The sequence below is a fragment of the Paenibacillus sp. FSL H3-0469 genome, assembly GCF_038051945.1.
Taxonomy (GTDB): domain Bacteria; phylum Bacillota; class Bacilli; order Paenibacillales; family Paenibacillaceae; genus Paenibacillus_AQ.
Map to the genome: position 1 here is coordinate 4,345,417 of NZ_CP150302.1, position 26,002 is coordinate 4,371,418.

The window sequence follows — 26,002 nt, forward strand, 5'->3', positions numbered from 1 at the left end:
GAAGAACAAATGAATATCAACCCGTTCCAGGGAGGACTGTCGTCGCTCCCTCTGATCAAGACCGGCAGAAGCCGGGCCATTAACGCAGAGAATCCGCACGGTGAAAAAGGAAAAGGAGGGATGGCCTCCGGCCCTCTCGGCCCCTCCCGCAAAGGCTCGCCCTGTATCCGGGATGTGGCGCCCGGGGCAACTGTAACGCTGGCTGAGATCAGCGGCCCTGGCATTATCGAGCACATCTGGATTACGGTGACTGATCATACCGAAGCGGATACTTTTGTTCTGCGCGATCTGGTGCTGCGCATGTATTGGGACGATGAGACGGAGCCTTCCGTTGAGAGCCCGCTGGGCGATTTCTTCTGCAATGGCTTCGGGAGAGGCTGCACCGTCAATTCCCAGCCGATCGTTGTCAATCCGACAAGAGGATTCAACTGCTATTTTCCGATGCCGTTCCGGAGCAAAGCCAGAATTGAAATCGAGAACCAGCATGAAGCGTCAATTCCTGCCTTCTTCTACCAGATTGATTATTGCCTGCATGACGAGCTGCCTGAAGATACGGCTTACTTCCACGCGCAATGGAAGCGGCAGCGGATCACGGATAAAGCGGAGGATTATATCATTCTCGACAACGTCAAAGGCCGCGGCCAATATGTCGGAACCTACATGGCACTTACCACGCTGGAGCGCTACTGGTGGGGAGAGGGCGAGATCAAGATGTATATCGACGGCGATAAGGAGTATCCGACCATCTGCGGCACCGGCACTGAGGATTATTTCGGGGGTGCCTGGAGCTTTGCGACTCAAAAGGACGGCAAGACGATCGAGAACACGTACTGCACGCCATACATGGGCTATCCCTACTATTCCAGCCATGACGAGGCCGTCCATAATCCGTACCACAATGACGATGCGCCGCCCATGCGTGGATTTTACCGCTGGCACATTCTGGACCCCATCCGGTTCCAGGAGGATCTGAAGGTTACCATTCAGCAGATCGGCGTGTATAAAAAGGGGCTGTTCGAACGCCAGGATGACGTGGCATCGGTCGCCTATTGGTATCAGACTGAGCCGCATCAGCCTTTCACACCGCTGATGGGCAAGGAGGAACGCTGGCCGCGCTAATAAGCGCGGCAGCAGGAACAACGGCTTGTTTCCTCTTTGGGGGGATGGCGTTTATACTGGATGTGCAGCCATCTTGATTGACGAAGGGATATGCCATGAAGCTTAGATCCATGATCTTGACTGCCCTTGTGCTGGTCCTGGCCGTTATTGGCACGGCGTGCCGGGGGAACAATAACCAAGTCGTGAATGACTCCGGCCCGGCAGGTGCGACCGCAGAGCCGGCCCCTACACTCAAGATCTTCAATTTCAAGGTCGAAATGGCCGAGCAGCTGGACACCCTGGTCAAGCGGTATCAGGAGGAGACCGGCGTGAACATTGAAGTTGATACCTGCGGCGGCGGCTGTGATTATAGTGCGGGACTTAAGACAAAGTTCAACTCCGGTGATAAGCCCGACATTTTTTTTGTGGCAGGCTACACCGATCTCGAGTTGTGGCAGGAGTATCTGGAAGATCTGTCCGACCAGCCATGGGTAGACGATATGCTTGATTTGGCCAAGCCGGCTATTACGAAGGACGGCAAGATTTACGGGATGCCGCTCGCCCTGGAAGGCTGGGGCTTCATTTATAACAAGGACCTGTTCCGCCAAGCTGGCATCCATTACACTCCCGCCACGCTGACGCAGCTGCGGGAAGCGGCCGCTAAGCTTAGGGCGGCCGGCATCCGTCCTTTTGAGAACGGCTATGCCGAGTGGTGGATTCTGGGGAATCATCTGCTTAACACCGCATTCGCCCAGCAGCCAGATCCGCTTGCATTTATTGAACGGGTGAAGAATGGCAGCGCCGCTCTGACAGACAATACGATATTTAAGCAATGGACGAACCTGATAGATTTGACCGTCGAGTACGGCCAGCCCAATCCGCTGCAGACGGATTATTACACACAGGTTGCTAACTTTGCGAACGGACGCGCCGCCATGATGCAGCAGGGAACCTGGACGCAGCTGCAGCTCGACAAGCTCCACCCGAACCTCAATATCGGATTTCTGCCGATGCCGATCAACGATGATGCCCAGGCTATGAACAAGCTTCCTGTTGGCGTTGCGAATTATTGGGTGGTGCTGAAGAACTCAAGAACAGAGGAAGAAGCCAAAGCCTTCCTGCGGTGGCTCGTATCTTCCCGCACCGGCCAGGCGTTCATCGTGGATGATGCCAAGCTCATTCCGGCGTTCAAGAGCATTCCGGCAACTGAAGCTAAGCTGGGTCCCCTGTCCGGGGAGATTCTGTCCTACATCAAGGAAGGCAAGACACTCCCCTGGTTATGGCAGCTGTACCCCGGCTACGAAGCGAACACCTGGCAAATGGCCACGCAGATCCAGTCGTATATCGGCAAGAAGATCGGGAAAGAAAAAATGCTTCAGGAATTCCAGAACATCTGGGACGACATGTCGGCAAAAGAAGCAAGCGAATAGCAGAGCCGCAAAAGGGAGATCAACAGCTGTTTATCGCTGCTAATCTCCCTTTTTGTAACCCAATCGTTGGTACGTTAGCCCAAACGGTGTGATTTCAATGCTATTGATTCCGGGCAACTCACGTTGATGATCCTATACCGGAAATTTTCTACACTCTCATGCAGAAAGGCTTCCAGCTTACGCGGCTCTCTGCCGAGCAAGCGCTGCACAGTGTCATTTGGACGTTCTGGAACTACCGTAGCCATGGATTGAATTTCCACAACATGGTTCGCAAGCCAAGGAGGCATATGCCCGTGTTCGATAAGATTACGGAGTAGTTCCTGGGGTTCCAAGTTGATGTAACTGATTGGCCGATTAAGCAGAGCGGATAGCCGATCCGCGATCTGAGGATAGCTGACAATCTCTGAACCCGTAAGCGTATATACTTGGCCGGACACCTCAGGGTTAGTTAGAGCTTCTGCGGCAACATCTGCGATATCGCGGCAGTCAATGAAGTTACATGGTGAATTGCCCATAGAGCCGAAGAAAACATTTTGGGTTGTAATTGTTGGGGCAAAGCGCATTATGTTTTGCATGAACGCATAAGGCCGCAACACGGTGTGGGTGAGACCTGATTCCCTCAGCGCATTCTCGATTTCTTGATGCCAGCCCGCGACTGCTACGGGAGCGCTCTGCTCAAAGGCAGGGCTGGATATTTTCACGATGTGTTTGATTCCAGATTCGCCTGCAAGCTGAATGATTGAAGTTTCCCATTCGATTTGTCTTGGACTGTTGGACAGGGCGAGGAAGAGCTGGCTGGCACCTGTAAAGGCGCGGCGCAGCGATTCGGGGTCAGCAGCATCTGCCCATGCGACCTCGATAGCCGACCGGCCTTTTTCTCCGATCTGATTACGCAGCTTCTCCGGCTCTCTGCTCAGAGCCCTGGCGGGCACACCAAGATCAATCAAACGTTCCACAAGCGCACGGCCTATCGTACCTGTTGCTCCCATAATAACTATCATTTTTTCATTCTCCTTTTGGATGACAATTTAGTTGCGGCGGTAAGACGCCACCGCCATATCACTATCGTGCTTGCTATGAATCCGGACAACGGGAAGTCGATCCAGATGCGGTCGGCCCAGGCCAAGTGAATGCCCGGCATCATAATGTCTAGTACACCGGATGTCACCCATGCCGCGCATAGGCCACACAAGGACCCGGCTAATGCGAACCCTCCTACCACAACCAAGTGAGGTGCGCCTAGAACCCATCGCATATCGCCCACTCGGCTGCGTAACAAAAGGCCCATCAGCAAGGCCATCAGGGCCGATGCACCGCCGATTGTGGTCAATGCCCCTATTTGAAGCCCCCTGTCAGCAGTGATCAGCCCCCCAATACTTGCCATGATGGCAGGAGCAGCATAGGCCATTACAACTTCACGCCATAATACCAAGGCCTTATTCCTGGAACCAACCGTCTTGATACCGTAAGCATCATCGGTCTGATTCGGGTATTTTATCTGGTTCATTTCGTTGCTCCCTTCTTTCTTTGAGATCATTCAATTTCATGGCTTTCAGCGAAATATAATTAGGTACCTAACTATATGGGAGTAAAAATAGGCTAGCATTACTAGCCCATTCTACTCATTACTGATGTTTCATTGCGGTTTCGAGCCTGGTTCGTTCGTAAGTGCAGCGATGCCCTGTGTAACCCGGCCCAGCAAGTCGAGAAATACGCTGCGCTCATCGCTACTGAGTAAGCCCACCATGGCTTCCAGCCAGGCGAAATGCTCAGGAGCCATTTCACGTAGCTTCTTATCTCCTTCTTCCGTCAAAACAACCGATCTCTGACGGCCATCTTCTGAGCTTAATCGCCTGGATACCAGGCCATCACGTTCAAGAGTGTCGATCAGACCCGTCACTGTAGCACGTGTAACGCCTAAATGCTCCGCTAATTGCGAAGGCAACTCTTCTCCTTCGTTATCCTCAAGATCGGCCAATACACGATATCGGCCTGTGGATAAGCCGAATCTGGAGAAATGAACCTCGGAGGCATGCCCAAGCTGGGCCCCAGCTGCCATTAGCCTAGACGCGACAAGTATAGCTTGTGCGTCAATGTCGAGGTTATAGCGGTCAATCTGACGCTTGGATTGTACAAGGGAGGGAATAGCCTCCATGTCATTTAATTTATTATTCTTGTTGTTCATACATGTAGTATGGCACCTAACTACTTTGGTGTCAACCTGCTATTTGCAGGACTCAATCGTATATTACATTCTTCCCTTCTTCAGTTAGTTTTTTTAAAGACAGGAGCATATGATTGATTTCTTCATCGGAATGTCTTTCCCATGAACTTAATTCCGCTAATATCTTCAGAGGGGATTTAGACCGGTATGAACGTGTTGGGTTTCCGGGAAATCTTTTATCAGTCAAATTCGGATCATTCTCGAACTCACCTACGGGCTCCACAATATAAATTCTCTCTTTTGAATTTGAGTTGGATTTTGCTAATTCAGCCCCCCATTTAGCAGCGTCTAACGTTGCCGTAAAATAGATATGATTCGATTTTTTATCCTGATAATTGGATAAATACAAGGGTTCAAGCAAGTCTCCTATTTTCAATTCTGCTTTCGTCCCATGGAAGAACGGACCTGGATCTAAGATGTTTTTGTTGTCATTCATATAGGCACACCCCTTTAGGTTTTGACTTTCGTATAAGAGTATAAGGCTACAGGGGCGCAAATTGTAGTCTATAAAAAAATTCCAAATCCGGTTATAATATAAGTAGAGAGTTATATATTTAGCACCGGAGCTTCAACCTTTTCGCTGTCTGTAACGGCAAATTGTCAGCTTGATTGGATATAAACGATATAGCGGAAATTTTCAATGGCCTTGATCATTCGGGAGGGAACTCTACCCAGGTGATTATAAAAACTGAACGGAAACTTAAAAACATGTCCAAAATCCCAGTCATGATGGGCATAATCCCTAGACCAATATTCATATTCAATCGGCAGCCATTCGGACCGTTCTGCGCGGGCGAAGTCCTCTTTTAAAATAGCTGACATGGCCGAGATCGAACAGAATATTCAACGCATGCGAGAAGGTCAGCATATGGCCTATTAAATCGTGATGAGCTTCCGCTCTATAAATGGTACGAAAAGAAGACAATTCAGTTAATATGAATGCTGACAGCTGCCCGGCATTCACAATATCGGGAAAATGATCGTTCTGATCAATCTCCAATCTCCTCACATCGGACACGGAATACCCGAGCCAAGATCTCCCGGGGATAGACTTGTCGAAAGAACGAATCAATGTGGAGATTCCCAGGATTTCATCCTTCGTCCCCCATCCCCCCAGCTCTTGAATGGCCAACAAGCTTAGCGCCGCATAGATCACATTGTGTCCGACCCAATGCAGCTCATCGATCCCGGGCTCCAATGATTCCAGGATCATTTTTTCCGCGGCTCCAGGATCTATTCCAACCACGGGAGGAGCTGCTCCTCGGGATGAATGTTTATCGAGCATCGTCCCGGATTGAGCCATTATTCTGTTAACGGTATCCTCAGACGTCGAGTTTTCTTTTACAAAAAAATGACCTGCAATCGCCGCCGCCCCAAAATGCGCTTCCCAAACATCACCCGTCACGCTTTTACATTGAGAAATAATCCATAGTCCGTCTTCAAGCATGCTTCTGGCCATTCTTTTCCCCCCAATGAACTTGTCGCATGTATGGTGAACCTCACCGGTTCTGTGCTCCCCACTCGCATAACTGCTCCAACACAGGCAGCAGCGTCTGTCCTTTCGTTGTCAGCGAATACTCCACTTTGGGCGGAATCTGCGGATACTCCACGCGCTTCACCAGCCCGTCGGCCTCCAATTCCTTAAGCTGCGCGCTGAGTACCTTGTACGTCACCGCTCCGAGCTGTCTCTGCATTTCATTGAATCGGATAGACGGATTGGCGGACAGCAGATACAGAATTGCCATCTTCCACTTCCCGCCGATTACGGACATCGTATAACCGAACGGAGTGTCTTGGATCACCGTTTCCTTGCCCTTCAGATCAGAAATGCCCATGTTCACACTATCCTTTCGGATAGTAGCCCACTTCTTTGTGCGTACTATCCCTTTATTTTTGCTCAGTCTATAATAGCCTTACTTTAAAGTAAAGGGGTTAAGACATGACGACCATTCGCACGTACAACCATAATCTCTGGGATCACGGGATTTCGCAGGGGTACCTTGTTGACAACACGCTCTATATCTCGGGACAGTTCTCCCATGATGCGGAGGGCAACTTCGTCGGAGCAGGCGATATTCAGGCACAGATGACGCAGACGCTGGAGAATTTGGATACCGTGTTAGAAGAGTTCGGAGCAACAAAGGATAATCTGGCTTACGTGGAGCTGTATCTGACGAATGCGCAGGAGCATGGGGAAACTGCGATCGGACTTTTCAAAAAGTATGTCGGAGCGCACCGGCCGGCGGGGAGCATGATCGGGGTGACTTACCTGGCATTTCCGGAACAGTGGGTAGAGGTTCGGGCTGTGGCGCATATATGAGCCACAGCGGAAAAACAATTTCAAATATCGCTAGCATGGACAAGAGTCGTGGAATCATTCTCAATGTGTAATACTCAGCAAATTAGCGTTATTTATAATAAGGTTCAAAGCCACCCCTGACAATGGAGTGGCTTTGAACTATGAGATGGGCTTCATACCCCTCTTTGTAGCTTGACGCTACATTCGGACGTTGTTGTGGTGACGTACTCTATAAAATTCACAGAGCCGTTAAAGTTCAAATAAGCTTCATATCGCAAGCGGATTGCGGGTAGGGTAATGAAATCCAGAACTTTCTCCTTTGCCACCCATCTGCAGTCACTAGTCTCATCAGAAGTGGCTAACTCTCCACCCACAACTTTGCACACAAAATCAAACATTACCTTCGTTGGAACATCGGTTACACCATCATACCACTTATGGATCGCTGTATTTGAAATGACATTGATTAAATGGCAGACAGTGGCGTCTATTCCGCTTTCCTCTTTGATTTCACGTATCACGCCATCAATTAAGTTTTCTCCAACTTCTGTTATCCCACCAGGATACACCCAACCATCGTCATGGGCCTTTACCAATAAGATATTTCCATTCCCGTCTTCTACAATTCCACCTGCCGACACAATATGCGTTGGAAATGCCATTTTATACCCTCCATCTATTCCGAATAAATTTCGTTTTTTCATTCCAATTTCAAGAAAATCACGGGACACCTTACTCTGTATTACCCCAATAAGAATATTTGTTATTTTGTGGAGGATTTAAGGTAGCTTAATTTTCACTTTACACCGCTGTCTTTAGGTGGTAGTATCATTTCTATAATTCCATAAATATAGAAATGATGGCGGGAAGGAGAATTTAATGGCTGATGTCGATCACGATCTGATGCAAGCGGTCAAAGTATACAAGGCTCTAGGTGAGCCTACACGGCTAAAAATTGCCTTAATGCTAATTAAGCAAGAGAATCAATGCGTTACTGCGATCAGTGAACAGCTTGGACATGTCGCCGGTTCAACGTTATCCCATCATCTCAAGCAACTGACGGAATCGGGTCTAATCCAGGCGCAAAAGAACGGTTCGTTTATTCACTACAGCGTCGATCAAGAAGTGGCAATGAAGTTTGCGCCATATTTACTGGCGTAAATTTTTTTTAAACAACATTTCTATATTTTTAGAAATATAGAATAACATGAAGGAGGAAATCATTTTGGAAAAACGCTTGCCATTTGAACTGGGAATCTCTACATTTCTTCACACTAACCCCAAAGGAGGAGGCGTGCCGCCAAGCGAAAGACTGCGCCAAGCGATGGAAGAAATTCAGTTGGCTGATCAGGTCGGTCTTGATGTCTATGCGATCGGTGAACATCATCGTATGGACTACACAAGCTCATCGCCAGCCATTATTTTAGCTTCGGCTGCAGCTACTACAACCCATATTCGGCTGTCCAGTGCCGTTACGGTATTGTCTTCGTCGGACCCGGTCCGTGTGTATCAGGATTTCGCCACCCTGGATAACTTAACAAACGGGCGGGCGGAGATCATGGCCGGACGTGGTTCTTTTGCCGAATCTTTTCCGCTCTTCGGGTATAACCTGCAACATTATGAAGAATTATTCGAGGAGAAATTGGAGCTTTTACTCAAAATACGATCCTCAGAGCGCGTAACCTGGAGCGGCAAGCACCGTGCACCGCTGCATGACAGGGGCGTATACCCGCGTGCGCAACAATTCCCGCTCCCTGTGTGGATTGCTACTGGCGGCAGTCCAGAGTCGGCCATTCGTGCCGGTCAGCTTGGTCTTCCTGTCATTTTCTCCATTATTGGCGGTATGCCGGAGCGTTTCGCCCCTTTAGTGCAGTTATATCTTGAAGCAGCCGAGCAAGCAGGGCATGATCCTAATCAATTGCAAATTGCCTGTCATTCGCATGGTTTTATTGACAACTCGCTTGCAGCTGCCAAAGAAAAGTATTATCCCATTATGGCCGGGCAAATGAATCAGATTGGAAGGGAACGCGGTTGGGCGGATTATACACGAAGTGTATTTGAGCAAGCCGTGAGCCCCCGCGGCGCTCTGTATGTTGGAGATTCAGAAGTTGTAGCAGAGAAGATCGTACGTGTAGCCAAACAACTGAGCTTAACTCGTTTTCTATTGTACGTTGACTTTAGTACGCTTCCGCATCGTGATTTGCTGAGAACGATCGAACGATTTGGTACAGAGGTGGCCCCTCTTGTCCGCAAGGAGCTAGCTAGAGAATCTGAAAGGGGAACAATCAAATGATTAAATCGTGGAAGGTGTATATTTTAGCGATTATAAGTTTTTTAGTGGGAACCTCGGAATTTGTAATAGCGGGGATATTGGATCTGGTGTCCAAAGATGTAGGCGTAACTATTGCTGCGGCCGGCCAACTCATTTCGGTCTACTCCATATCTTACGCAGTAGGGACTCCGATTCTCATTGCGGCTACCTCCAAACTAAGCCGGAGAACACTTATGCTGACTGCTTTGGTGCTATTTTTTATAGGGAATCTAATTACGGTGGTCTCGACAGGCTATCCGATGCTTGTTGGCGCGAGAGTAATCTTAGCTCTTAGTACAGGTGTCTTTACCGTGGTTGCCCTAACGGTTTCTGCTCAAATTGCCGGTCCTGGAAAACAAGGCACCGCCATAGCAACGATCATGATGGGATTTAATCTATCGCTTATTTTAGGTGTTCCTCTGGGAAGAGTCATCGCCAGCACCTACGACTGGAAAATAATCTTTTATGGAATCGGCCTTCTTAGTCTTATCGCAATGCTGGTCATCTTAATGGCCTTGCCGAAGTCGCAGGGAGAAGCCAATGTGCCTCTTAAAGAACAACTCGCCCTGTTGAAAAGACCGCAGCTATTGCTAACCTTGTCGATTAGCTTCTTTTGGATGGTCGGTTATACGATCATTTACACGTTCATCACACCATTTCTGATAGACATTACGGGTATGAGCAATGGGATGGTGAGCATCGCGCTATTTTCATTCGGCATAGCAAGTTTGCTGGGCGCCCAGGCTGGTGGGTATGGTGCGGATAAATTAGGTATCCCGCGTACGCTGAATGGAAGCTTGATGATCCACGCAGGTATTCTGGTACTCATGACCCTCTTTGCCCATACCTCTATCGCTGTCTTTCCGCTATTGCTGTTATGGTCGTTTTTTGCTTGGTCTACGGGTCCCATTCAACAAGTCTATATGATAAGCCTGGCACCGAGCGCAGCCGGCATTCTTCTGAGCTTGAATACCTCCTTCATCCAGTTGGGGATTGCTGCCGGAGCTGCCATTGGCGGTCTTGTGGTGGAGAGCTTCTCCTTACAGTCCATCGGCGTGGCAGGCGCCATTGGTGTTGCCATCGCACTCCTTCCGGCTACATTATCGTTCTCCATGCGGAGTCAGTCTGCGAATGGTGTACAATCCGATACAAGCCTGCTTAAATGAGGAATTAAGAACGGAGAGTCAGTCCTGTAACGGGTCTGACTCTTCGCTTTATCACTAATATCATCGACCGCAGCTTTAGGATCAGCTCCGGCCTCCGTCTTCTAACATATCAAGCAGCAGGCCGGCAAGCGGAGCCGGGAATTGCACGCTTTGCGCCGCCGACAGGAAGAGGCCGATATCCTTCTGCGGAATTTTACTCTGGGATATGGATGTTGATTTCTCTGCTATCATTTTGCCGTAGCTTTGATAGATTGGGGCGGTAAACAGTGTACTGGTAAGCATATTGACCGCCGCTACGGGATCGACCCCACCGCGCTCAGCCATTCCCAGTGCTTCTTCCAGTGAGCGTGCAGCAGAGACGATAAGGAAATTACCCATCAGTTTGACGAGTACAGCCGAACCCGCCTCCTCGCCAAAGTCATAAATCCCCTTAGCTCCCATCGCCTCCAGGACCGGCCGGACCCGCTCCTTCGCTTCCTGCGGGCCCGCTATTGGAATCCATAATTGCCTAGCAGCGGCTGCCTCCGGCCGTCCAAAGACCGGCGCCTCAACATAGACGGAACCGTACCGTGCGTGCAGATCCGCCAGCTTCCTGCCCGTATCCGGCGACACCGTACTCATGGATACATGAACACCGCCTAGCCCCACACGTTCCAGGAACTCTTCGCTATTGACGATGGCTTCCAATGCTTCATCGTCCCATACCAAGGTGACGACGATCCCGCCGGTTGTCACAGCGTCAGCAGGGCGGACTGCCTGCAGCGCCCCTTGGGCCACGAGAGGCTCCGCTTTGTCCGGGGTGCGGTTGTATACGGTCAATGCATATCCTGCTTGCAGCAAATTGGCAGCGATGGGCAGACCAAGCAGGCCAAGTCCAATAAATCCAATGTTCTCGCTCATAAATTCAACCTCCACAAGAGTATTAAACATGACGTTAACGTCATGTTTTGAACAAAAAAATTAATCACCATTATTGGCATCAAGCCATTGCTCGAAACGTTCTATATGCGACAACAACTCACTGCGAAACTGCCCGAGCGCTTCAAGCTTCTGGTCCGTGTCGGCCAGATGCTGGCGCAGCAAACCAAGGACCTTCCGCTTCGGCAACACCCCGCTCGTATCCGTAAAATAGAGCTCGATGACGTCCCCGATTTCCTCCAAACTTAGACCAAGCTTCTTGAGCTGATCAATCTTACGCAGACGGGCAACCGTTTCTTCCGTATAGTAATGATGACCATTGCCTTCACGCTCGCCCGAGGGAAGCAATCCAATGCTTTCATAATAGCGAACCGTGCGTTGGGTTACTCCAGCCCGTTCTGTCAAATCGCCAATGCGCATACGGTTCATGAGGTATCACTCCTTCGGGATATAATATAACGTTAACGTCATGTTTGTATAATAGCATTTGAAATGGAAAATGTAAATACACCTGAACCTCACCCTATTCAGGATGCAGTTCAGGTTATCGCTGCTCCTCAAACCTTTATGGCAGCAGTCCCATATACATAAGCTCGGACGGATTAGCCGGGTTGTGACCCAAGCCGACCCGATCTCCGGCGCGCGGAATTTGGATTTTCGATACGAGCGTTTCTAGTGTCTTCTGATACGTTCTCCCATCGTTCTCCGTCACGTTCAACACGAGGACGAGGATCGGATCGAAATTGATGAGCTTTCCCGTATCCGTCACGGATACGACGACAGCGGTTGCGCTAAGCGGCACGGTGCCGCTCGATGCCAATTGCGCCTGTTTTGCCGTAGCCAGACTTTGGTTAATGAGATCCTTGTGTTCTTTGGAGACCATGGTTTTCATAACTAGCCCCGATATTCCTTTGTTCATTATCTTTTCTGCCTTCTCCAGACGATCCTGCGGTTCCTTCTTTTTTCCGAACAATCCCCACATACGCTTCACGCCTCTCTTCGTTTGATTTGTCGTTGTATCTTAACTGTATACGATTGCCATTAACCCAGACAATAGTATCGGCGGCATACAAACAAGTGAGCGATAATGCGGGTTTTCCTTCCGATTCACGGTTCATTTTTTTCCAAATGAGGCTTTCTTGCAAAACTAAGAGCCTCAGACGTTATTCAATGCTCCATGGGTTCTAGAATTTTGTATTTAAACCTGACGGGAAGGCCCTCCCCCGCCGTTATTCCTTAATAAATATACCAGCTTCCGGTAATACATGGACGATTCCTTATAGCGGCGGCCTTCCTCACACACCACCGCCAACGCTTCGTACAATTGCTCAAGACGCATCTCATGCTGGCTGGATTCGAAATAAGGCAAGCATTCCAGCGCAAGGTTCTGAAATCTCTCCATGTCCCCTTTGGATAGCGCCAGCTGGCTCTCATAGAAAGCCAACGCCATCTCCTGATCCGTATTGGTACGGGAAATTCGCAGCCGCTCAATTCCATGCGAGAGCAATCCCCAATTTTTCTGGGCGAAAGCGGCTTCACACCGATATATGGTCGTAACCGGCTCAAGCTTCTTCCGGGTCTCCTCCGGCTCCTTGGCGATCATTGCCTCGAAACGGGCGATTTCGTCCAGCGCTTTATCCAGCTCTCCAGTCATCGTCAGCATAACAATCCGGTTGTTCATAATCGTCGTGATCACATCGCCTGGCTGTTGTAAATAAACGAGGTTGGCTTCGGCCATCGACAGCGAACGCAACGCTTCCTGCACAAGGCCCATCGCGAAACAATAGCCGCTGTATGCCACATACAGGCCGGATAAACGGTGAAACAGCCGATCATCGACAATTTGCTGCATGGTCTGCTCAAACACCTGTTTCGCCTGCTCGAACTGCTTCAGCAGAATGCATGATTCCATCCTGATGTTCTGCGCCATGAGCCATACTTCCGACCCCGGCTCCACAAGCCCGATTAGGCGGTTCACATCATCCAGCACGTTGTAATAAAGGCTTTTGGAGCGGAAATACTGGATTTTGTATAGCAGAAGCGCCTTTTTTAAGGGTAATGGCAGATCGACTTCGTCAGGCTTTCCGTACTTTTCCAAATAATGATTCAGGTAGGATTGATGCAAGTAGTCGTAAGCGGTCTGATCGTTCATCTGTTGATAGTAAACGGCTTTCATAAGGGCAGTCGTTAACTCTACGACGAGTGCATCATCCCGATCGTCCAGAGCATCCACGTAGCTTTCGGATACCGCCCCCTCGGACATGGTCTGGAAGATGTGTTCCGCCCGCTTCAGCGCCTGCTCATCCGTAGTTACCGCGGCGGTCAAATAGCTGACGGGGACGCCCAGACGGCCCGCAATATGCTCCGACAAATCGTCGGCTAACGGATACCTGCCTGCTAATATATTTGCAAAATGGGCCTGCGTAACGAGCCCCTCCACAAGTTCTTTCCTCGATATTTGCTTTTTCTTGCACAGAAGCTCGATACGTTCCTTGAGCATAAGACTCACCTCTGCCTTCTACCTATTTGTGGTTCTATACGATATATCGGAAATTTTCAATGGCCTTGATCAATGGGAAGGAAACTCTACCCAGGTGATTATAAAAGCTGAACGGAAACTTAAATACATGTCCAAAATCCCAGTCATGATGGGCATAATCCCTAGACCAATATTCATATTCAACCGGCAGCCATTCAGACCGGTCGGCCTTGATCAATGGTTGACGGTCAACAGGAGAGCTTAATTGGACCGGATATTCCGCTTCAAGATTGTGACTGGCCCGAAGGACTTTAACCAATTTAAGAAGCGGGAGAAGTCCTCTTTTAAAATAGCTAACATGGCCGAGATCGAACAGAATATTCAACGCATGCGAGAAGGTCAGCATATGGCCTATTAAATCGTGATGAGCTTCCGCTCTATAAATGGTACGAAAAGAAGACAATTCAGTTAATATGAATGCTGACAGCTGCCCGGCATTCGCAATAGCGGGAAAATGATCGTTCTCATCAATCTCCAATTTCCTCACATCAGACACGGAATACCCGATCCAAGATCTCCCGGGGATTGACTTGTTAAACGAACGAATCAATGTGGAGATCCCCAGGATTTCATCCTTCGTCCCCCATCTCCCCAGCTCTTGAATGGCCAACAAACTTAGCGCCGCATAGATCACATTATGTCCGACCCAATGCAGCTCATCGATCCCGGGCTCCAATGATTCAAGGATCATTTTTTCCGCATCTCCAGGATCTATTCCAACCACGGGAGGAGCTGCTCCTCGGGATGAATGTTTATCGAGCATCGTCTCGGATTGAGCCATAATTCTGTTTACGGTATCAAGAGGGATCGGGTTTTCTTTCACAAAAAAATAACCTGCAATCGCCGCCGCTCCAAAATGCGCTTCCCAAACATCACCAGTCACGCTTTTACATTGAGAAATAATCAATAGTCCATCCTCAAGCATGCTCCTGGCCATTCTTTTCCCTCCTCCAATGTACTTGTACTTACCTCTCCTATGATACGGTTAAGCTTAACAGGTCTATCGGCGAAAAAAAACAACCATTGACGACTCCAGGTCATCAATGGTTGTTTGCATTACTTATCAATCAGGTCAGTTACTTTGAGCATTCTTGCGATCAATGCAGTGACTTCAGCACGAGCCATTGGTGCTTTTGGATTAAGGGATTGCGGTCCATTCCCTTGGATGATTCCTGCCAGGATCAGCTGAGCCACATCGCCTTGTGCCCAAGCCGCTACGTTTGTTCCATCCGTATAAGATGCCAGTGTGGAAGCGATCTGCTCTTGACTTGGCACATCTTCAGATTGAATCAAGCGGTACGCGCGGGCAATCATCGCGAATCCTTGCTCTCTCGTAATTTGCTGATTACCTTTGAAGTTACCGTCACCATAACCGCGAACGATATCAAATTCATTGGCAATCGCAACAGAGTCTTTGTACCACGCAGAAGCAGGTACATCGGAGAAATCAGCTTGCGTTACATTTTGACGCATTAAGCCTAGTCCAGTCACTACAATCTCGGCAAACTCAGAGCGGCTTACACTCCGGTTAGGCGAGAAGGTGTTATCTCCGTTGCCCTTCAGACTCAATCTTGCTGCAATGTTGTTGACATCCGCTTTACTCCAGTGGTTTCTTACATCATCGAAATCCTGAGGATTCCAGATCACCGAGTAAGTACCACTGCTGCGCAAATCATTAATAAGTGCGAAATACCGGTTATTGATCTTCGTAACAACCGTTGGTACATGGAATACGGTGCCGTCCGGGTTGACGATAACGCCTGTTGTAATCCGGTTCGGGTCAATGCCTTCCGGAAGAGCAATGCTTTTCGGCGCATAACCTTTCAATAATCCTGCTCTATCTGTTTTCCCGTCATGCATAAAGCTCAAATCGAGATCAACAGGATGTACAAGCAATTCATAGCCGGTCAGAGTTGCCTTCTCGCGGGCAAGGTTTGTTACATCGTCTGCAGAACGTTTGATCTTGATGTTCACGGCAATATTGCTAATTGGCGCGTTGCCGAACTGTCTGCTAATTGCGTTCACATCAAGCTGTCCTGCAGGAACCGGGTAAATCGCCAGCACATCTTCAACATCCAGACTGGACCCGGTATCAGCAATCTTCTTCAGATCTTCAAGCGTCAGACCTTGAACTTCGACATTACCATTACCCGGTACGCGGATGCCGAGTTTATGTCCCTTACCGTCTGCAATGAAGCTGGCAAGTTTATCCGGATCGATGGTAACCATCGCTTGGTCTCCATTTGGTGTTACAGTGCCCGTGGCAAACGATTGATCCGCACCGTTGACGGTAGTTACAATGTTCGTATTTTCCGTCGCCGGAGGGGTAGGTGGAGTAATAGGATTGTAGGTCCCCGAATTGCTTCCACTGCCGTCGCTACCACCGCCATTGTTGCCGCCGTTACCGGGAGCTTTCTCACGCACGATGATATAGATGTATTCATTGATTAGCTCGCCGGCTGTATTAAAGACACCGACTCTGATCTCATTCTCACCTTCATTAAGCGGCAGCTTATTCCACTTGTCAGAAGCATACTCTACATTATTTACGGTGATTTTCACCTGAGTATCGTCTGGATATTTTGCGACTGGATTCAGGCTGATACCATAAACGTTATTGGTTACTGTACCCTTATAATTCTTATTCTGATTTGGATCGAATTCAGGAGTTAATTGGATAGCTTGGCTGCCTTCATTCGTTAGACCAACCAGGTTTATTTCTTGCAGTTCTCCACTCGTTACAATGAGATCATCCAGCGCCTTTTGCAACTCGGCCAGCGCCCGATCTACCTGTTCCTGCGTAGCCTCTGGATTGTTCAGCATGGTGTTGGCCTCCGTAAGCTCAAGCTCCAGCTTCGACCAGCTTTCTGCCGTGTACTCTTTCTTGTCGAGCGCGCCTGCTTCGCTTACCTTAGCTTCTAGAGCCGTCTTGTCGACTTTAATCTTCTCCAGTTGGCCGATCGCGTCGGTCAACTTGGTCACCGCTGCATCTACTTGTTCCTGCGTAGCTGTTGGATCATTCAGCACGGTGTTGGCTTCCGCAAGCTCCAGCTCCAGCTTCGACCAGCTTTCAGCTGTGTACTCTTTCTCGTTGAGTGCGCCTGCTTCGGTCACTTTCCCTTGAAGAACGGTCTTGTCGACCTTAACCTTCTCCAGTTGGCCGATTGCGTCGGTCAACTTGGTCACCGCTGCATCTACTTGTTCCTGCGTAGCCTCTGGATTGTTCAGCACGGTGTTGGCTTCCGCAAGCTCCAGCTCCAGCTTCGACCAGCTTTCTGCCGTGTACTCTTTCTTGTCGAGCGCGCCTGCTTCGGTCACTTTCCCTTGAAGAGCGGTCTTGTCGACCTTCGTTACGGTATATGTCACTGAATCTGACGGTTCCGAATCCACATAGGCATCATTATCCGACTTCGCATTTACAGTTACCTCGTAGCTGCCGGGCTCCAGTCCCAATGTCGACAAATCGAGTTCTGCTCCATACACGTCTTTGGTAATACTGGTGCCGTCACTTAACTTCACCGTTACTTCATAATTGTCTGCATGGTCTACAGGACCCCAGGATAGCATGTCCTTATTCAATTGAGCATTAGGCTTCGCAAGCTTTATAATATCCTTGTCAAAAGCATCTACAGGAACTCCGTTACTCCCCTTCAAGTTCCCTTTTCCGCTATAGGACACAGTTACCGTCTTGCCGGCGATGTCTGTTCCGGATGGTAATGTAACAATCAGTTTTGTGGTGTCCACCGGATCAACCTTAATAGTAACCTGACCCATCGGCACCTCTGTACCATCCATTTCAACGAAGAAACCAGTTGAATCAGTTAGCACTACATTTTGATCAAAAGTGAAGACAATTTGTTTACTATCTGTTGTAGCTTGATCAAGTACCGCACTTATCAGCTTAGGGGCTGGCGCTGCAATCGTGAAGTATGAACCATTATTCAAGTCTTCACTGCTAAGCGTCACTTTACCGTCAACTAGTTCGTAGAACTTGTCCTGATGATCGAATTGATCGTCTGCACTGACAACTAAATATAGAGGCCATTGTTCAGCCGTTTCTACTTTATCTACTTGGAATGTAACCTGAACAGGTGGCCCAGATGCCGAAACTTTGTCGGCCCAGTTAGTTTTCTCCACCTTGTAAATGCGTGCAGTATGCTTTAGACTTTCATTGTCTTTATCAATTGGACTAATGAACTCTGTCCCAGCCCCATTATCGCTAAAAACAAAAAATGATCTGTCGTTAGCAATCTCCTCGTTATTCTCTTCATTAGAATTAGCTACCATAGCTCCTAATGAAATCGCTAAATTGGCGCCGTTATCTTGAGATTTCGATTGTTTCTGATTCAATGCCCCTTTATCGTCACGCCCGATTCCGGTGATACGGGTACCGTAGCCCTGATTATTAGCTGCAGTCCACATCGTAGAGGTTTGCCCTGCCGCATGATCACTTGTGACATAATCGATTAATTGACCACTAGCATTTTTCAATGTCAGACCATACTTCAAAGCGAGGTAGCTGTTAACCTTATGGCGCTCAGTCTCACTTAATTTTTTGTTGAATACAATGACTTCGGAGATGGAGCCGTTAAACCGGCTATAGTGACCTGCACCAATGTATACTTTGCTGCCGGCGGCAAGAGTAAAATTAACTTTATGTTGATCTCCGGCACCGTTAATTGGATTCAACTGTTTTCCATCTAAAGAAAAAGACCATTGGTCTTGATTAGGATTTCCAGAGTCTGCTGCACTCCATATATTCATAACTCGTGTTTTCTTCAAGTCAAATCCTGTGACATCAATATCTTTAGACGAATCCGAGCCAAAATAGGTACGAATCAGATTGCCTGATCCATTTCCATATGCAGAAGTCGCGGCATACTTACCACCTAAGTCCCAAGGAAAACCAGCAAAATTACTGCTTGCTTGAACTGAGAATACTTCCCGTTCTGTGTCCTGTGTAGTACCTAAAGAAGCTTTTTTGAAATAGGTAGTAGACGAAGTTACCTGAATAGCGGGATTATAGTTCACAGCATTAGCGCTATATGGAATAATTCTGTCGGTCTCATTTCGGTCCCATATTTCATTAATGGCCAAATCTTGTAACTCGGTAACTCTGCCACTCACAGGCTTAGCGCTCTTGCCTACATCTACCCAAGAAATCAATCCATTACCTACTCCCACCCCGCCAGGGGCAGGTGCCTTTTTCCATACCAAAGCATTGCCTTCTCCATACGCAGCAAATATAGATGGGGTGTTGTCCGCAATCAGATTCTCGATACCCTTCAGATCCCTGGAAATGGCCTCCCCAAACTTGCTTCCTTCCGTCATCCCGGTTTGCACAGTGATGCCCGCTTTCCCGGTGAAGTCTCCGTTCAGATAAAGAAGATTAGAGCTTTTCAAATTAACGTTTTGGCCCTTGCCCGATGCAATCAAATTCGCAGTAATCTGTCCAATTCCAGACAGGATGAATTTACCTGCTGTGACTTCAACGCCTCCGCCAGTATTCCCTGTAATTCGGCCTCCACTCATAGTGAATTCCCCATTACTCATAAGGATCGCACTCGTAGCCGTACCAGCATACTTATTACCGCTGATTTCTCCCCCGGTCATTTTGACAGTCGATGCCGGATCACTTACGTAAATTGCACTTGCCGGCAAGTTATAAATATTATTATTCCGTAAATTTGCGCCATCTTCTATGGTTAGACTTGAAGCACCGTATACATTAACGATTCTTCCAGCAGACGAAGTTCCCATGCCGTCAATGATGATATTCTTCAATGTAAGGTGACCATCAAGCAGATCTAGAAGTGTTCCACTACCCCCACGCTTAATCACAGCAGTTTGGGAGGCATTAGGATCTGTTGTGATTGTAATTTGTTTGCCCCCTTTGAGCTCTAGGAACTTCCCGGGCTGAACGGGTGACAAAGTGATATCATCCATGACATATATTGTTCCCCCGCTGACCACCTCTTGATTGGCTTTGGGGAGAGTGGCATAGGGCTTATCTTCGGTCCCGTCACCTGTACTGTCATTGCCATTGCTTGCTACATAAATATCCGAAGCATCAGCGTAGCTCACTGAAGTTCCGAAGCTTAATCCCATGCCCGTGAAAACAAGAGTAAAGATCAGAAACATAATTCCAATTTTCCGCAAATTCATGTTGTTGCTTACCATTTAGTTCATCCCTTTCTGAAATCGTTTTGGTATGTAGTAGCACTCTAAATGCAAATGCGCCGAATCATATGACATACCTCACAATTGTAAAATAGGGACCTATACAATTTCTAAACAATTGTCGAAACCTGCAGATGATCTCCGCTCATTTCACAGCATAACAGGCTATCGGAGATAGAAAAAAGCGGCTTTGAAGGCCGCCTCTGTTATAATAACTTCAATTGCCCATTCCATTTATATAGATAACGAATTATAAATCAGTTAATCATCCCGCCCCGCCTGATGTGATCAACGTTCCGGTTCATCAGATGCCGGACCACCCTGGTATAGACTATTTTCTTAATCGGACTGAGCCCTTGCGGATGAGCGGAGAAGAAGGCATCGGGGCTGTCGTAAATCCCGAAATCCTGAACGATGCCTTCTTTTTGCACGTAGGTATCATTTTCATTCCAATAGATATCCGGCTTTTGAAAATTATCGGTGGCAACGCCATATCCGCAAAAGGAACCCGTACACTGTTCAAATTTCTGCTGAAGCTTGGTCAGATAGGGGACATCCAGTATAAATCCCTCAATATTCAACCACCTATCTTCATATAGCACTTCAACCCAGCTATGAATGATCTCCTTGGGGGACAGCTGGTAATACCACCCTTTCATGGCCCCCTTTTGCAGCCTCTTATCGATGGCAAATCCATGCATACGGCAGGGCACGCCCACAGCCCTTAGCAATGCCATGAACAGCACACCCTTTGTATTACACTGGCCGTAGCCATCCTGCAAGACTTCCGAGGCCGGAATATCGTCCGCCCGGTTATAGCCGAACCGGATTTCGTCACGGACGTAGTTATAGATGCCGAGAATCTGTTCCTTCCGGGACATCGAATCCCACCGGCGGCTGTGAACAATTTGCTGGAGCAACGGGTGAGCATAGTTCAGCAATTCAGTTTCCTTCAAGTATGCACTCATGGAACACACCTCCTGCACCCATTGTAAGGTTAATGCAGGCTGGAAACTTTTAAAAAGACGCTATCTTTACGGATATCCTTCGCCGTCATGCCCAGCAACTGCTTGCTGGTAGCAGCTAAGTGGGACGGACTGTCAAAGCCTGCAGCCATCGCCGCATCCGTAATGCTGAGCCCCGCAAAAATCAAATAGACGGCCTTCTGCAGCTTGTGCAGCACCATGTATCCGCTAAGCGAAATACCTGTGTTTTCTTTGAAGAGATGCGACAATCTGCTGTTGGACAAACCTAACTGCCAGGCGAATTGACTGACGGAGTGCTCGGAGCCGGTGCAATCTTTGAGGAGCTGAATAAGCTCTCTGATTCTCGGATCAACAATAGTGGGTTTCACCTGCTCTACACCCAATAGCCTCATGAGTTGTCCCAGAAAAGAATGATAGCTGTCCGGGTCCTTAATGCCAGCATACTGCTCTTGCACCAATGCACGGATGCTCCTCATCACTTCATGCGGGAACATATGGAACTGCTGCCCCTCCAGAACCCGCTTAAAGCTTGCCGCCATCTCAGAGGTGCTGTCGATCAGAAGAAGCATCAACGGGTGGCCTGCCTCTTTTAACCGATGAACGGCGTTCGAATTGATAATGATCCCTGGACAACGCAAGCTTAGCCCCTCTAACTCAATGTCAAATTCATCTGTTAAGGAGAACGTCACCTGCACAAAAGAATGCCGGTGCTCTTCCGCATCAATCGAATCGGACACCACCATCAGGTGATGCTCCGCTCCATATAAATTCATCATGTTCGAATCACTCCAGGCTTAACTCTTTGTAGTATGATTTTTATATTCTATACTGGCATGTTTATTATAAACAGAGGTGAAGTGAGATTATGTTCTTACAAAAAGAAGTAGTACATACCAAAAACGATAAATATTTGGCGCTAACTAACCATGTAATTAAAGCTAAGAACCAGATTTCCTCTTCCGCAGCCGCTACATTTATCATCCATAATGACACCATTGTTAATGAAAATTACTTTGGCTCATATGAGTATAATTCAAAGATACAATCAGTAGCGCCCTCAACCCGGTTTAATGTTGCTTCCGTAAGAAAGTCATACATTGGCTTTGCGATCAGCTTGGCCTTATACCAAAATAAACTTTCAAGCATGGATGATTATATTTCTGATTACTTAGAGGATCTAAACCTAGCCGCTGTCCAAGGGGTTAGAATAAGACATTTATTAACGCATACTCATGGACTTAAAAATAATCATGAAAAACTTTTCCCGCCGGGAACAAGTTGGAATTATAGTAATACAGGGATCAATATGCTGATTAGATTAATACGGAAGTTATTTAAAGCGCCCCTGTCAGAGGTCATGCAACAATATGTTTTCAAACCCTGCAATTTCATTGAGACAGGTTGGTGTAAGAATAGAAAAGACAATTTAGTATGGTTAAATGAAGACTATGCTGATGACCAAGGTGAAGAAGCCAATCTTTTTGTAAGTGCCCGTGAATTGGCTTGTTGGGGTTATCTTCACCTGAACCGAGGACTCGTTAATGGACGCCAGATTGTTCCGAAAGAGGTTATAGAACAAGCTACAAGGAATCAGAGCCCAGCCAAACTTGATGATGCATTGCCTAGAAATGGCTTCACTTGGTGGATTCAGGATAAGCCTAGAGCTATTTCTGAAATAGGAAACACACTCCCACCCGGGTCCTATCAAATACTGGGGCTAACTGTCTGTGCCTGTTTGGTTATTCCTAAACATCGGTTAGTCGCAGTTAGAATGTACAATCAAACAGGTCCAAATCCACCAGGGTACGACTACTTAGAGGATATTAAGACATTTGGAGACAAAATCTTATCGTGTACTTTGAACTAATGATTAAAATGTTTTCTCCAAGTGTAATTGGTGAAGAAAGTCAGGTAGGGCTGAGTATAAAAATAACATCTTCTTCGGGAGGGCGATGTTGATGAGTGATACTGCGAAGGGTCAGCAAAAGCTAGGGCAGCAAGAGCATATTGAGATGCTGCCATTGTTCTCTACCACGGACAGGAACGGACGGATGACTACGCTTCAGCCTGGACGCCGCATAGGACGAGTGGCTCCAGTGCTGCCGTGGTTGTTCGCAACCGCTGTACTTTGGGCACTAACAGGTTCCGTGCCATTCGGCGCCCTGCTCGGTCTGGCACCGACACCGGCGGTCAACATTTTCCTCGGTCATCCGGTAACTGTGATCGTCGCCGTGGTGCTGCTCATCGTCTCGATCGGTGCGACCAGCGGATTGTACTCAAGTGCGGCCCAGCAGTTTGGACAGACCAGGGTAGCTGGTCTATTCAGAACGCTAGGAGTCACAGGAGGACTCACCGTAATCGCGGGAGCCCTCCTGCTCTGGACGCTAACAAGTAATCCATCGCAACCCTTCGATCTGGAGGCAATAGCGACATCGCCGACGATCCCGAAAGAGCTCGGCGCCGTCGTCGGAGCTGCCTGCGCCCTCTGGGCCGCCATTGCCCTCCTGCGGCTGCCCGGCTCTACCGCCCACGCCCGGCGGCGTCAGGCGGACATCGAGCGACTCCGTGTGGAGGGTTCGTCGTACACCGGGACGTTGACCGCTGTGAATTTCACTAATAGTTGGCTCTTTCATTACCCGATATTCACGGTTGAGGTAAATTATATCGTTGACGGTGCTTCTCGTGTCGTCTCAGCACACATGCGTACCAGCTCCGACCGTGTTCCCGTCGTCGGTTCGCGAATGATCGTGCTGACCGATGAACGCGGAACCATCCACGTGGACCTGGACCCGGCGGGTGGAGCGGTATTCGAGCCGGACGTGGATAAGTACGCCCCGTCGGATGGTTGATTTAACGGACCAACTCTTTATACATCTAATCCCTTGCCGCCAACGGGGCGGAGCCGAACCTGTTCTGCACCTGCGATTAAAGGACGTGCGCGTTGAATGACGGCCAGCACTTCTTCATTCTTGAGAGAGTTGGCATGAGCCTCTGCATCGCTCCACAGCTCCGTGACCCAGATCGTATCGGGGTCATCTACGGATTCATTGATAATATAGAGCTCACAGCCCGCCATATCCTTCAAGCTACGCGAAGCTTCCAGCAGTAATGAAGCGAGTTCTTCCCGTTTCCCGGGGCTGGCCGTCAATCTTCCGTACATCGCAAATTTGCTCATATCCGCTCTTCTTCCCTTCTTATCCTCTGATTTTATTTGCATCGCTTCGTAGTGTTTAAACATTTCGAGGCTGACCTTAGCCATTCGATCGATTAGTATTTGCGGCTCAAGTATCTCAAGAGACTTCCCGTACGGAAGAAGAAAGTACGGAACATATGTCCGCAGCGATAGTTCTCCCAGCTTAAAAAGAGCTTCGCCGGGCTGCCTGCGTTCGATCAGTGCATGACCAAACAACCAATGCTTGCATAGCTCGTTAAGCGCGTGTTCATGTCCCTGCAGTCTTACGATGACTAGCGTCTCAGCCTCGAGCGAATCCGGAAATAAAGAATGTAAGAGGAAATCCCTCGCGGAAAAGGCAGCCGGACGTTCGAAGCGGGTATCCGCTGCCTCCAAACGGACGATGCGATCCACCCGGAAGCTTCGGATCTCTTGCCGCAACCGGCAGAACCCTATAGCGTACCATATCCCTTTCCAATGCACGATGCCGTAGGGGTCAAGGACCCGATGGCTTGGAGTAAGCTCCGGTCCTTTGGCATAGTGCATATTCAGCGACTCTCCCCGGGCTACGGCCTCCTCTAACCTTTTGAGCAATTCAAGTTCTCTCGCATCCGTGGGTGTCTGGATGACGGCAAGCCCGCTGCTATGTCTGTTAATCCGCTCAAGCTGCTCTTCATTCGTGTATCGCTTCAGTTTATCGACCGCCCGGGAGAGCGCATCCGTGAACGGATAGCCCGCTTCCCGTGCGAAGACGGATGCATGTACGAGCGCCTTCTGCTCTTCGGCATCGAAGAGCAGCGGAGAATCGACGAATTCACCGAGAAGCCGGTAACCGCCGTTCGGACCGGCATCGGCAATAATCGGGGCGCCGCTTGCGCATAGTGAATCAATGCACCGGTATACGGTGCGAACATGAATCTCCAAATCGTCTGCAAGCTGCTGCGCCGTCATCCGCTTTCCCGAACGAAGCAACCATAGGATGGACAGCATATTATCCGCTTTTGACAAACCGTTCTTCACTCCCTAGACCGTTTGTTTCATTGTAAAGGAACTTAGATTAAAGGTGTTATCCCTTTCTCGACCCAAGTATCGTAAGTCGGACCGTACACATTAGGCACTCGAAGTCCGGCCTGGCGCATGAGAACGGTCATTTGTCCGCGATGATGCGCTTGGTGCATGATCGTATAACGAAGGGAACTTCCGTTCTGCCAAGCTTCCTTCTCAATCATGACCGACTCGCGCAAGGATTCGTCATTCCACTGTGTTTGAACCGCGTCCAGTAAATTCTTGCTGATCCGCCGATACTCCGAAGCTATAAATGCAGCAGAATCCGGAGCTTCTTCGCCTCTGGATGAAGCTTCGAAAGCGAGCCCCAAAGTTGTCATGTAGTGCAGCGAATGAACCAGATGCCAGGCGATTTGTCCCAGCACTCGTCGGCCTTCGATAACCTCCTGTCCAAGAGAATCATCCGTAAGTGCATCCAGTACGGTAGCAGTTAATTCCGCCTCGCTTGTCCATTCCGCAGCGAAGTCTTCAATTTTTGTATGCATTTTTCGTTCCTCCAGTCCATTATTGGCTAACACAAGACAAGCATACAAAAAAAACACTGACAGTTACGGTCAGTGTTTTTGACTCAACCTGAAATTTTTTTGAAGGAACTGATATACAGCATGAAACCT

General features: G+C 48.6%; 24 protein-coding genes and 2 pseudogenes. 8 read left to right on the forward strand and 18 right to left on the reverse strand.

What is annotated here, in order from left to right; genetic code table 11:
• Positions 1-9 precede the first annotated feature (9 nt).
• Positions 10-1,119, forward strand: a complete 1,110-nt coding sequence (locus NSS83_RS19080) for a glycoside hydrolase family 172 protein (protein ID WP_341183266.1) — start codon at positions 10-12, stop codon at positions 1,117-1,119.
• A 95-nt stretch (positions 1,120-1,214) separates the two neighbouring features.
• A complete protein-coding gene (locus NSS83_RS19085; RefSeq protein WP_341183265.1) occupies positions 1,215-2,528 on the forward strand; it encodes an ABC transporter substrate-binding protein in 1,314 nt (437 codons plus the stop codon).
• A gap of 74 nt (positions 2,529-2,602) precedes the next feature.
• Here NSS83_RS19085 and NSS83_RS19090 read toward each other — a convergent pair whose 3' ends face one another.
• From NSS83_RS19090 to NSS83_RS19115, 6 genes and pseudogenes are all read right to left on the reverse strand, one after another.
• On the reverse strand, positions 2,603-3,529 hold the full coding sequence (locus NSS83_RS19090; protein ID WP_341346272.1) for an SDR family oxidoreductase: 927 nt from the start codon (positions 3,527-3,529) through the stop codon (positions 2,603-2,605).
• Positions 3,526-4,035, reverse strand: coding sequence for a hypothetical protein (locus NSS83_RS19095; RefSeq protein WP_341346273.1), 510 nt, complete (start codon positions 4,033-4,035; stop codon positions 3,526-3,528). The genes NSS83_RS19090 and NSS83_RS19095 overlap by 4 nt, the downstream gene beginning before the upstream one ends.
• A gap of 129 nt (positions 4,036-4,164) precedes the next feature.
• The gene (locus NSS83_RS19100) at positions 4,165-4,683 is read right to left on the reverse strand and encodes a MarR family transcriptional regulator (protein WP_341346274.1); all 519 of its coding nucleotides are present in this window, start codon (positions 4,681-4,683) and stop codon (positions 4,165-4,167) included.
• A gap of 82 nt (positions 4,684-4,765) precedes the next feature.
• Positions 4,766-5,188 (reverse strand): NAD(+)--rifampin ADP-ribosyltransferase, encoded by a 423-nt coding sequence (gene arr / locus NSS83_RS19105; RefSeq protein ID WP_341183261.1) that lies wholly within the window; start codon positions 5,186-5,188, stop codon positions 4,766-4,768.
• Positions 5,189-5,352: 164 nt separating this feature from the next.
• Positions 5,353-6,211, reverse strand: a pseudogene (locus tag NSS83_RS19110) (hypothetical protein).
• Between the two features lie 40 nt (positions 6,212-6,251).
• A complete protein-coding gene (locus NSS83_RS19115; protein ID WP_341183260.1) occupies positions 6,252-6,587 on the reverse strand; it encodes a helix-turn-helix domain-containing protein in 336 nt (111 codons plus the stop codon).
• A gap of 104 nt (positions 6,588-6,691) precedes the next feature.
• On the opposite strand from NSS83_RS19115, the gene NSS83_RS19120 reads away from it, so the two are divergent.
• Positions 6,692-7,072, forward strand: a complete 381-nt coding sequence (locus NSS83_RS19120; RefSeq protein WP_341346275.1) for a RidA family protein — start codon at positions 6,692-6,694, stop codon at positions 7,070-7,072.
• 152 nt (positions 7,073-7,224) lie between these two features.
• Here NSS83_RS19120 and NSS83_RS19125 read toward each other — a convergent pair whose 3' ends face one another.
• Positions 7,225-7,713 (reverse strand): NUDIX domain-containing protein, encoded by a 489-nt coding sequence (locus tag NSS83_RS19125; RefSeq protein ID WP_341346276.1) that lies wholly within the window; start codon positions 7,711-7,713, stop codon positions 7,225-7,227.
• Between the two features lie 217 nt (positions 7,714-7,930).
• On the opposite strand from NSS83_RS19125, the gene NSS83_RS19130 reads away from it, so the two are divergent.
• The 3 genes from NSS83_RS19130 (at position 7,931) to NSS83_RS19140 (ending at position 10,528) form a co-directional block, all read left to right on the forward strand.
• Positions 7,931-8,212, forward strand: coding sequence for a metalloregulator ArsR/SmtB family transcription factor (locus NSS83_RS19130; protein ID WP_341346277.1), 282 nt, complete (start codon positions 7,931-7,933; stop codon positions 8,210-8,212).
• A gap of 64 nt (positions 8,213-8,276) precedes the next feature.
• A complete protein-coding gene (locus tag NSS83_RS19135) occupies positions 8,277-9,344 on the forward strand; it encodes an Atu2307/SP_0267 family LLM class monooxygenase (RefSeq protein ID WP_341346278.1) in 1,068 nt (355 codons plus the stop codon).
• Positions 9,341-10,528 carry an MFS transporter gene (locus NSS83_RS19140; protein WP_341346279.1) on the forward strand — a complete coding sequence of 396 codons (1,188 nt, stop codon included), beginning with the start codon at positions 9,341-9,343 and terminating at the stop codon, positions 10,526-10,528. The genes NSS83_RS19135 and NSS83_RS19140 overlap by 4 nt, the downstream gene beginning before the upstream one ends.
• Positions 10,529-10,609: 81 nt before the next feature.
• On the opposite strand, the gene NSS83_RS19145 is transcribed toward NSS83_RS19140, so the two are convergent.
• The 8 genes from NSS83_RS19145 to NSS83_RS19180 all read right to left on the reverse strand — a co-directional run bounded on the left by NSS83_RS19145 (position 10,610) and on the right by NSS83_RS19180 (position 21,927).
• Positions 10,610-11,428, reverse strand: a complete 819-nt coding sequence (locus NSS83_RS19145; protein ID WP_341346280.1) for an NAD(P)-dependent oxidoreductase — start codon at positions 11,426-11,428, stop codon at positions 10,610-10,612.
• Positions 11,429-11,488: 60 nt separating this feature from the next.
• Positions 11,489-11,875: a MerR family transcriptional regulator gene (locus NSS83_RS19150; protein ID WP_341346281.1), complete on the reverse strand. Its 387-nt coding sequence runs from the start codon at positions 11,873-11,875 to the stop codon at positions 11,489-11,491.
• Positions 11,876-12,011: 136 nt separating this feature from the next.
• Positions 12,012-12,428 (reverse strand): hypothetical protein, encoded by a 417-nt coding sequence (locus NSS83_RS19155; RefSeq protein WP_341183258.1) that lies wholly within the window; start codon positions 12,426-12,428, stop codon positions 12,012-12,014.
• A gap of 216 nt (positions 12,429-12,644) precedes the next feature.
• Entirely contained in the window at positions 12,645-13,946 is a 1,302-nt protein-coding gene (locus NSS83_RS19160) for a helix-turn-helix transcriptional regulator (protein ID WP_341346282.1), read from the reverse strand.
• A 34-nt stretch (positions 13,947-13,980) separates the two neighbouring features.
• Positions 13,981-14,922 carry a hypothetical protein gene (locus NSS83_RS19165; protein ID WP_341346283.1) on the reverse strand — a complete coding sequence of 314 codons (942 nt, stop codon included), beginning with the start codon at positions 14,920-14,922 and terminating at the stop codon, positions 13,981-13,983.
• A 119-nt stretch (positions 14,923-15,041) separates the two neighbouring features.
• Positions 15,042-20,165, reverse strand: a complete 5,124-nt coding sequence (locus NSS83_RS19170; protein ID WP_341346284.1) for an S-layer homology domain-containing protein — start codon at positions 20,163-20,165, stop codon at positions 15,042-15,044.
• Between the two features lie 257 nt (positions 20,166-20,422).
• Positions 20,423-21,133 (reverse strand): transglutaminase family protein, encoded by a 711-nt coding sequence (locus NSS83_RS19175; RefSeq protein ID WP_341346285.1) that lies wholly within the window; start codon positions 21,131-21,133, stop codon positions 20,423-20,425.
• A 29-nt stretch (positions 21,134-21,162) separates the two neighbouring features.
• Positions 21,163-21,927, reverse strand: a complete 765-nt coding sequence (locus NSS83_RS19180; RefSeq protein ID WP_341346286.1) for a helix-turn-helix transcriptional regulator — start codon at positions 21,925-21,927, stop codon at positions 21,163-21,165.
• 89 nt (positions 21,928-22,016) lie between these two features.
• Here NSS83_RS19180 and NSS83_RS19185 point away from each other — a divergent pair, with 89 nt between their 5' ends.
• Together NSS83_RS19185 and NSS83_RS19190 are read left to right on the forward strand one after the other, a co-directional pair.
• Positions 22,017-23,018, forward strand: coding sequence for a serine hydrolase domain-containing protein (locus NSS83_RS19185; RefSeq protein ID WP_341346287.1), 1,002 nt, complete (start codon positions 22,017-22,019; stop codon positions 23,016-23,018).
• A 91-nt stretch (positions 23,019-23,109) separates the two neighbouring features.
• Complete coding sequence (locus tag NSS83_RS19190; RefSeq protein WP_341183251.1) at positions 23,110-24,000, forward strand: hypothetical protein; 891 nt, start codon at positions 23,110-23,112, stop codon at positions 23,998-24,000.
• Positions 24,001-24,017: 17 nt separating this feature from the next.
• Here the strand turns inward: NSS83_RS19190 and NSS83_RS19195 are convergent, their stop codons facing one another.
• The 3 genes and pseudogenes from NSS83_RS19195 to NSS83_RS19205 form a co-directional block, all read right to left on the reverse strand.
• Positions 24,018-24,389 (reverse strand): putative quinol monooxygenase, encoded by a 372-nt coding sequence (locus NSS83_RS19195; protein ID WP_341348745.1) that lies wholly within the window; start codon positions 24,387-24,389, stop codon positions 24,018-24,020.
• Positions 24,366-25,331: pseudogene (locus tag NSS83_RS19200) on the reverse strand (WYL domain-containing protein); the annotation flags it as partial. The gene NSS83_RS19195 and the pseudogene NSS83_RS19200, both read right to left, overlap by 24 nt.
• A gap of 44 nt (positions 25,332-25,375) precedes the next feature.
• On the reverse strand, positions 25,376-25,873 hold the full coding sequence (locus NSS83_RS19205) for a DinB family protein (RefSeq protein WP_341346288.1): 498 nt from the start codon (positions 25,871-25,873) through the stop codon (positions 25,376-25,378).
• Positions 25,874-26,002: the final 129 nt, after the last annotated feature.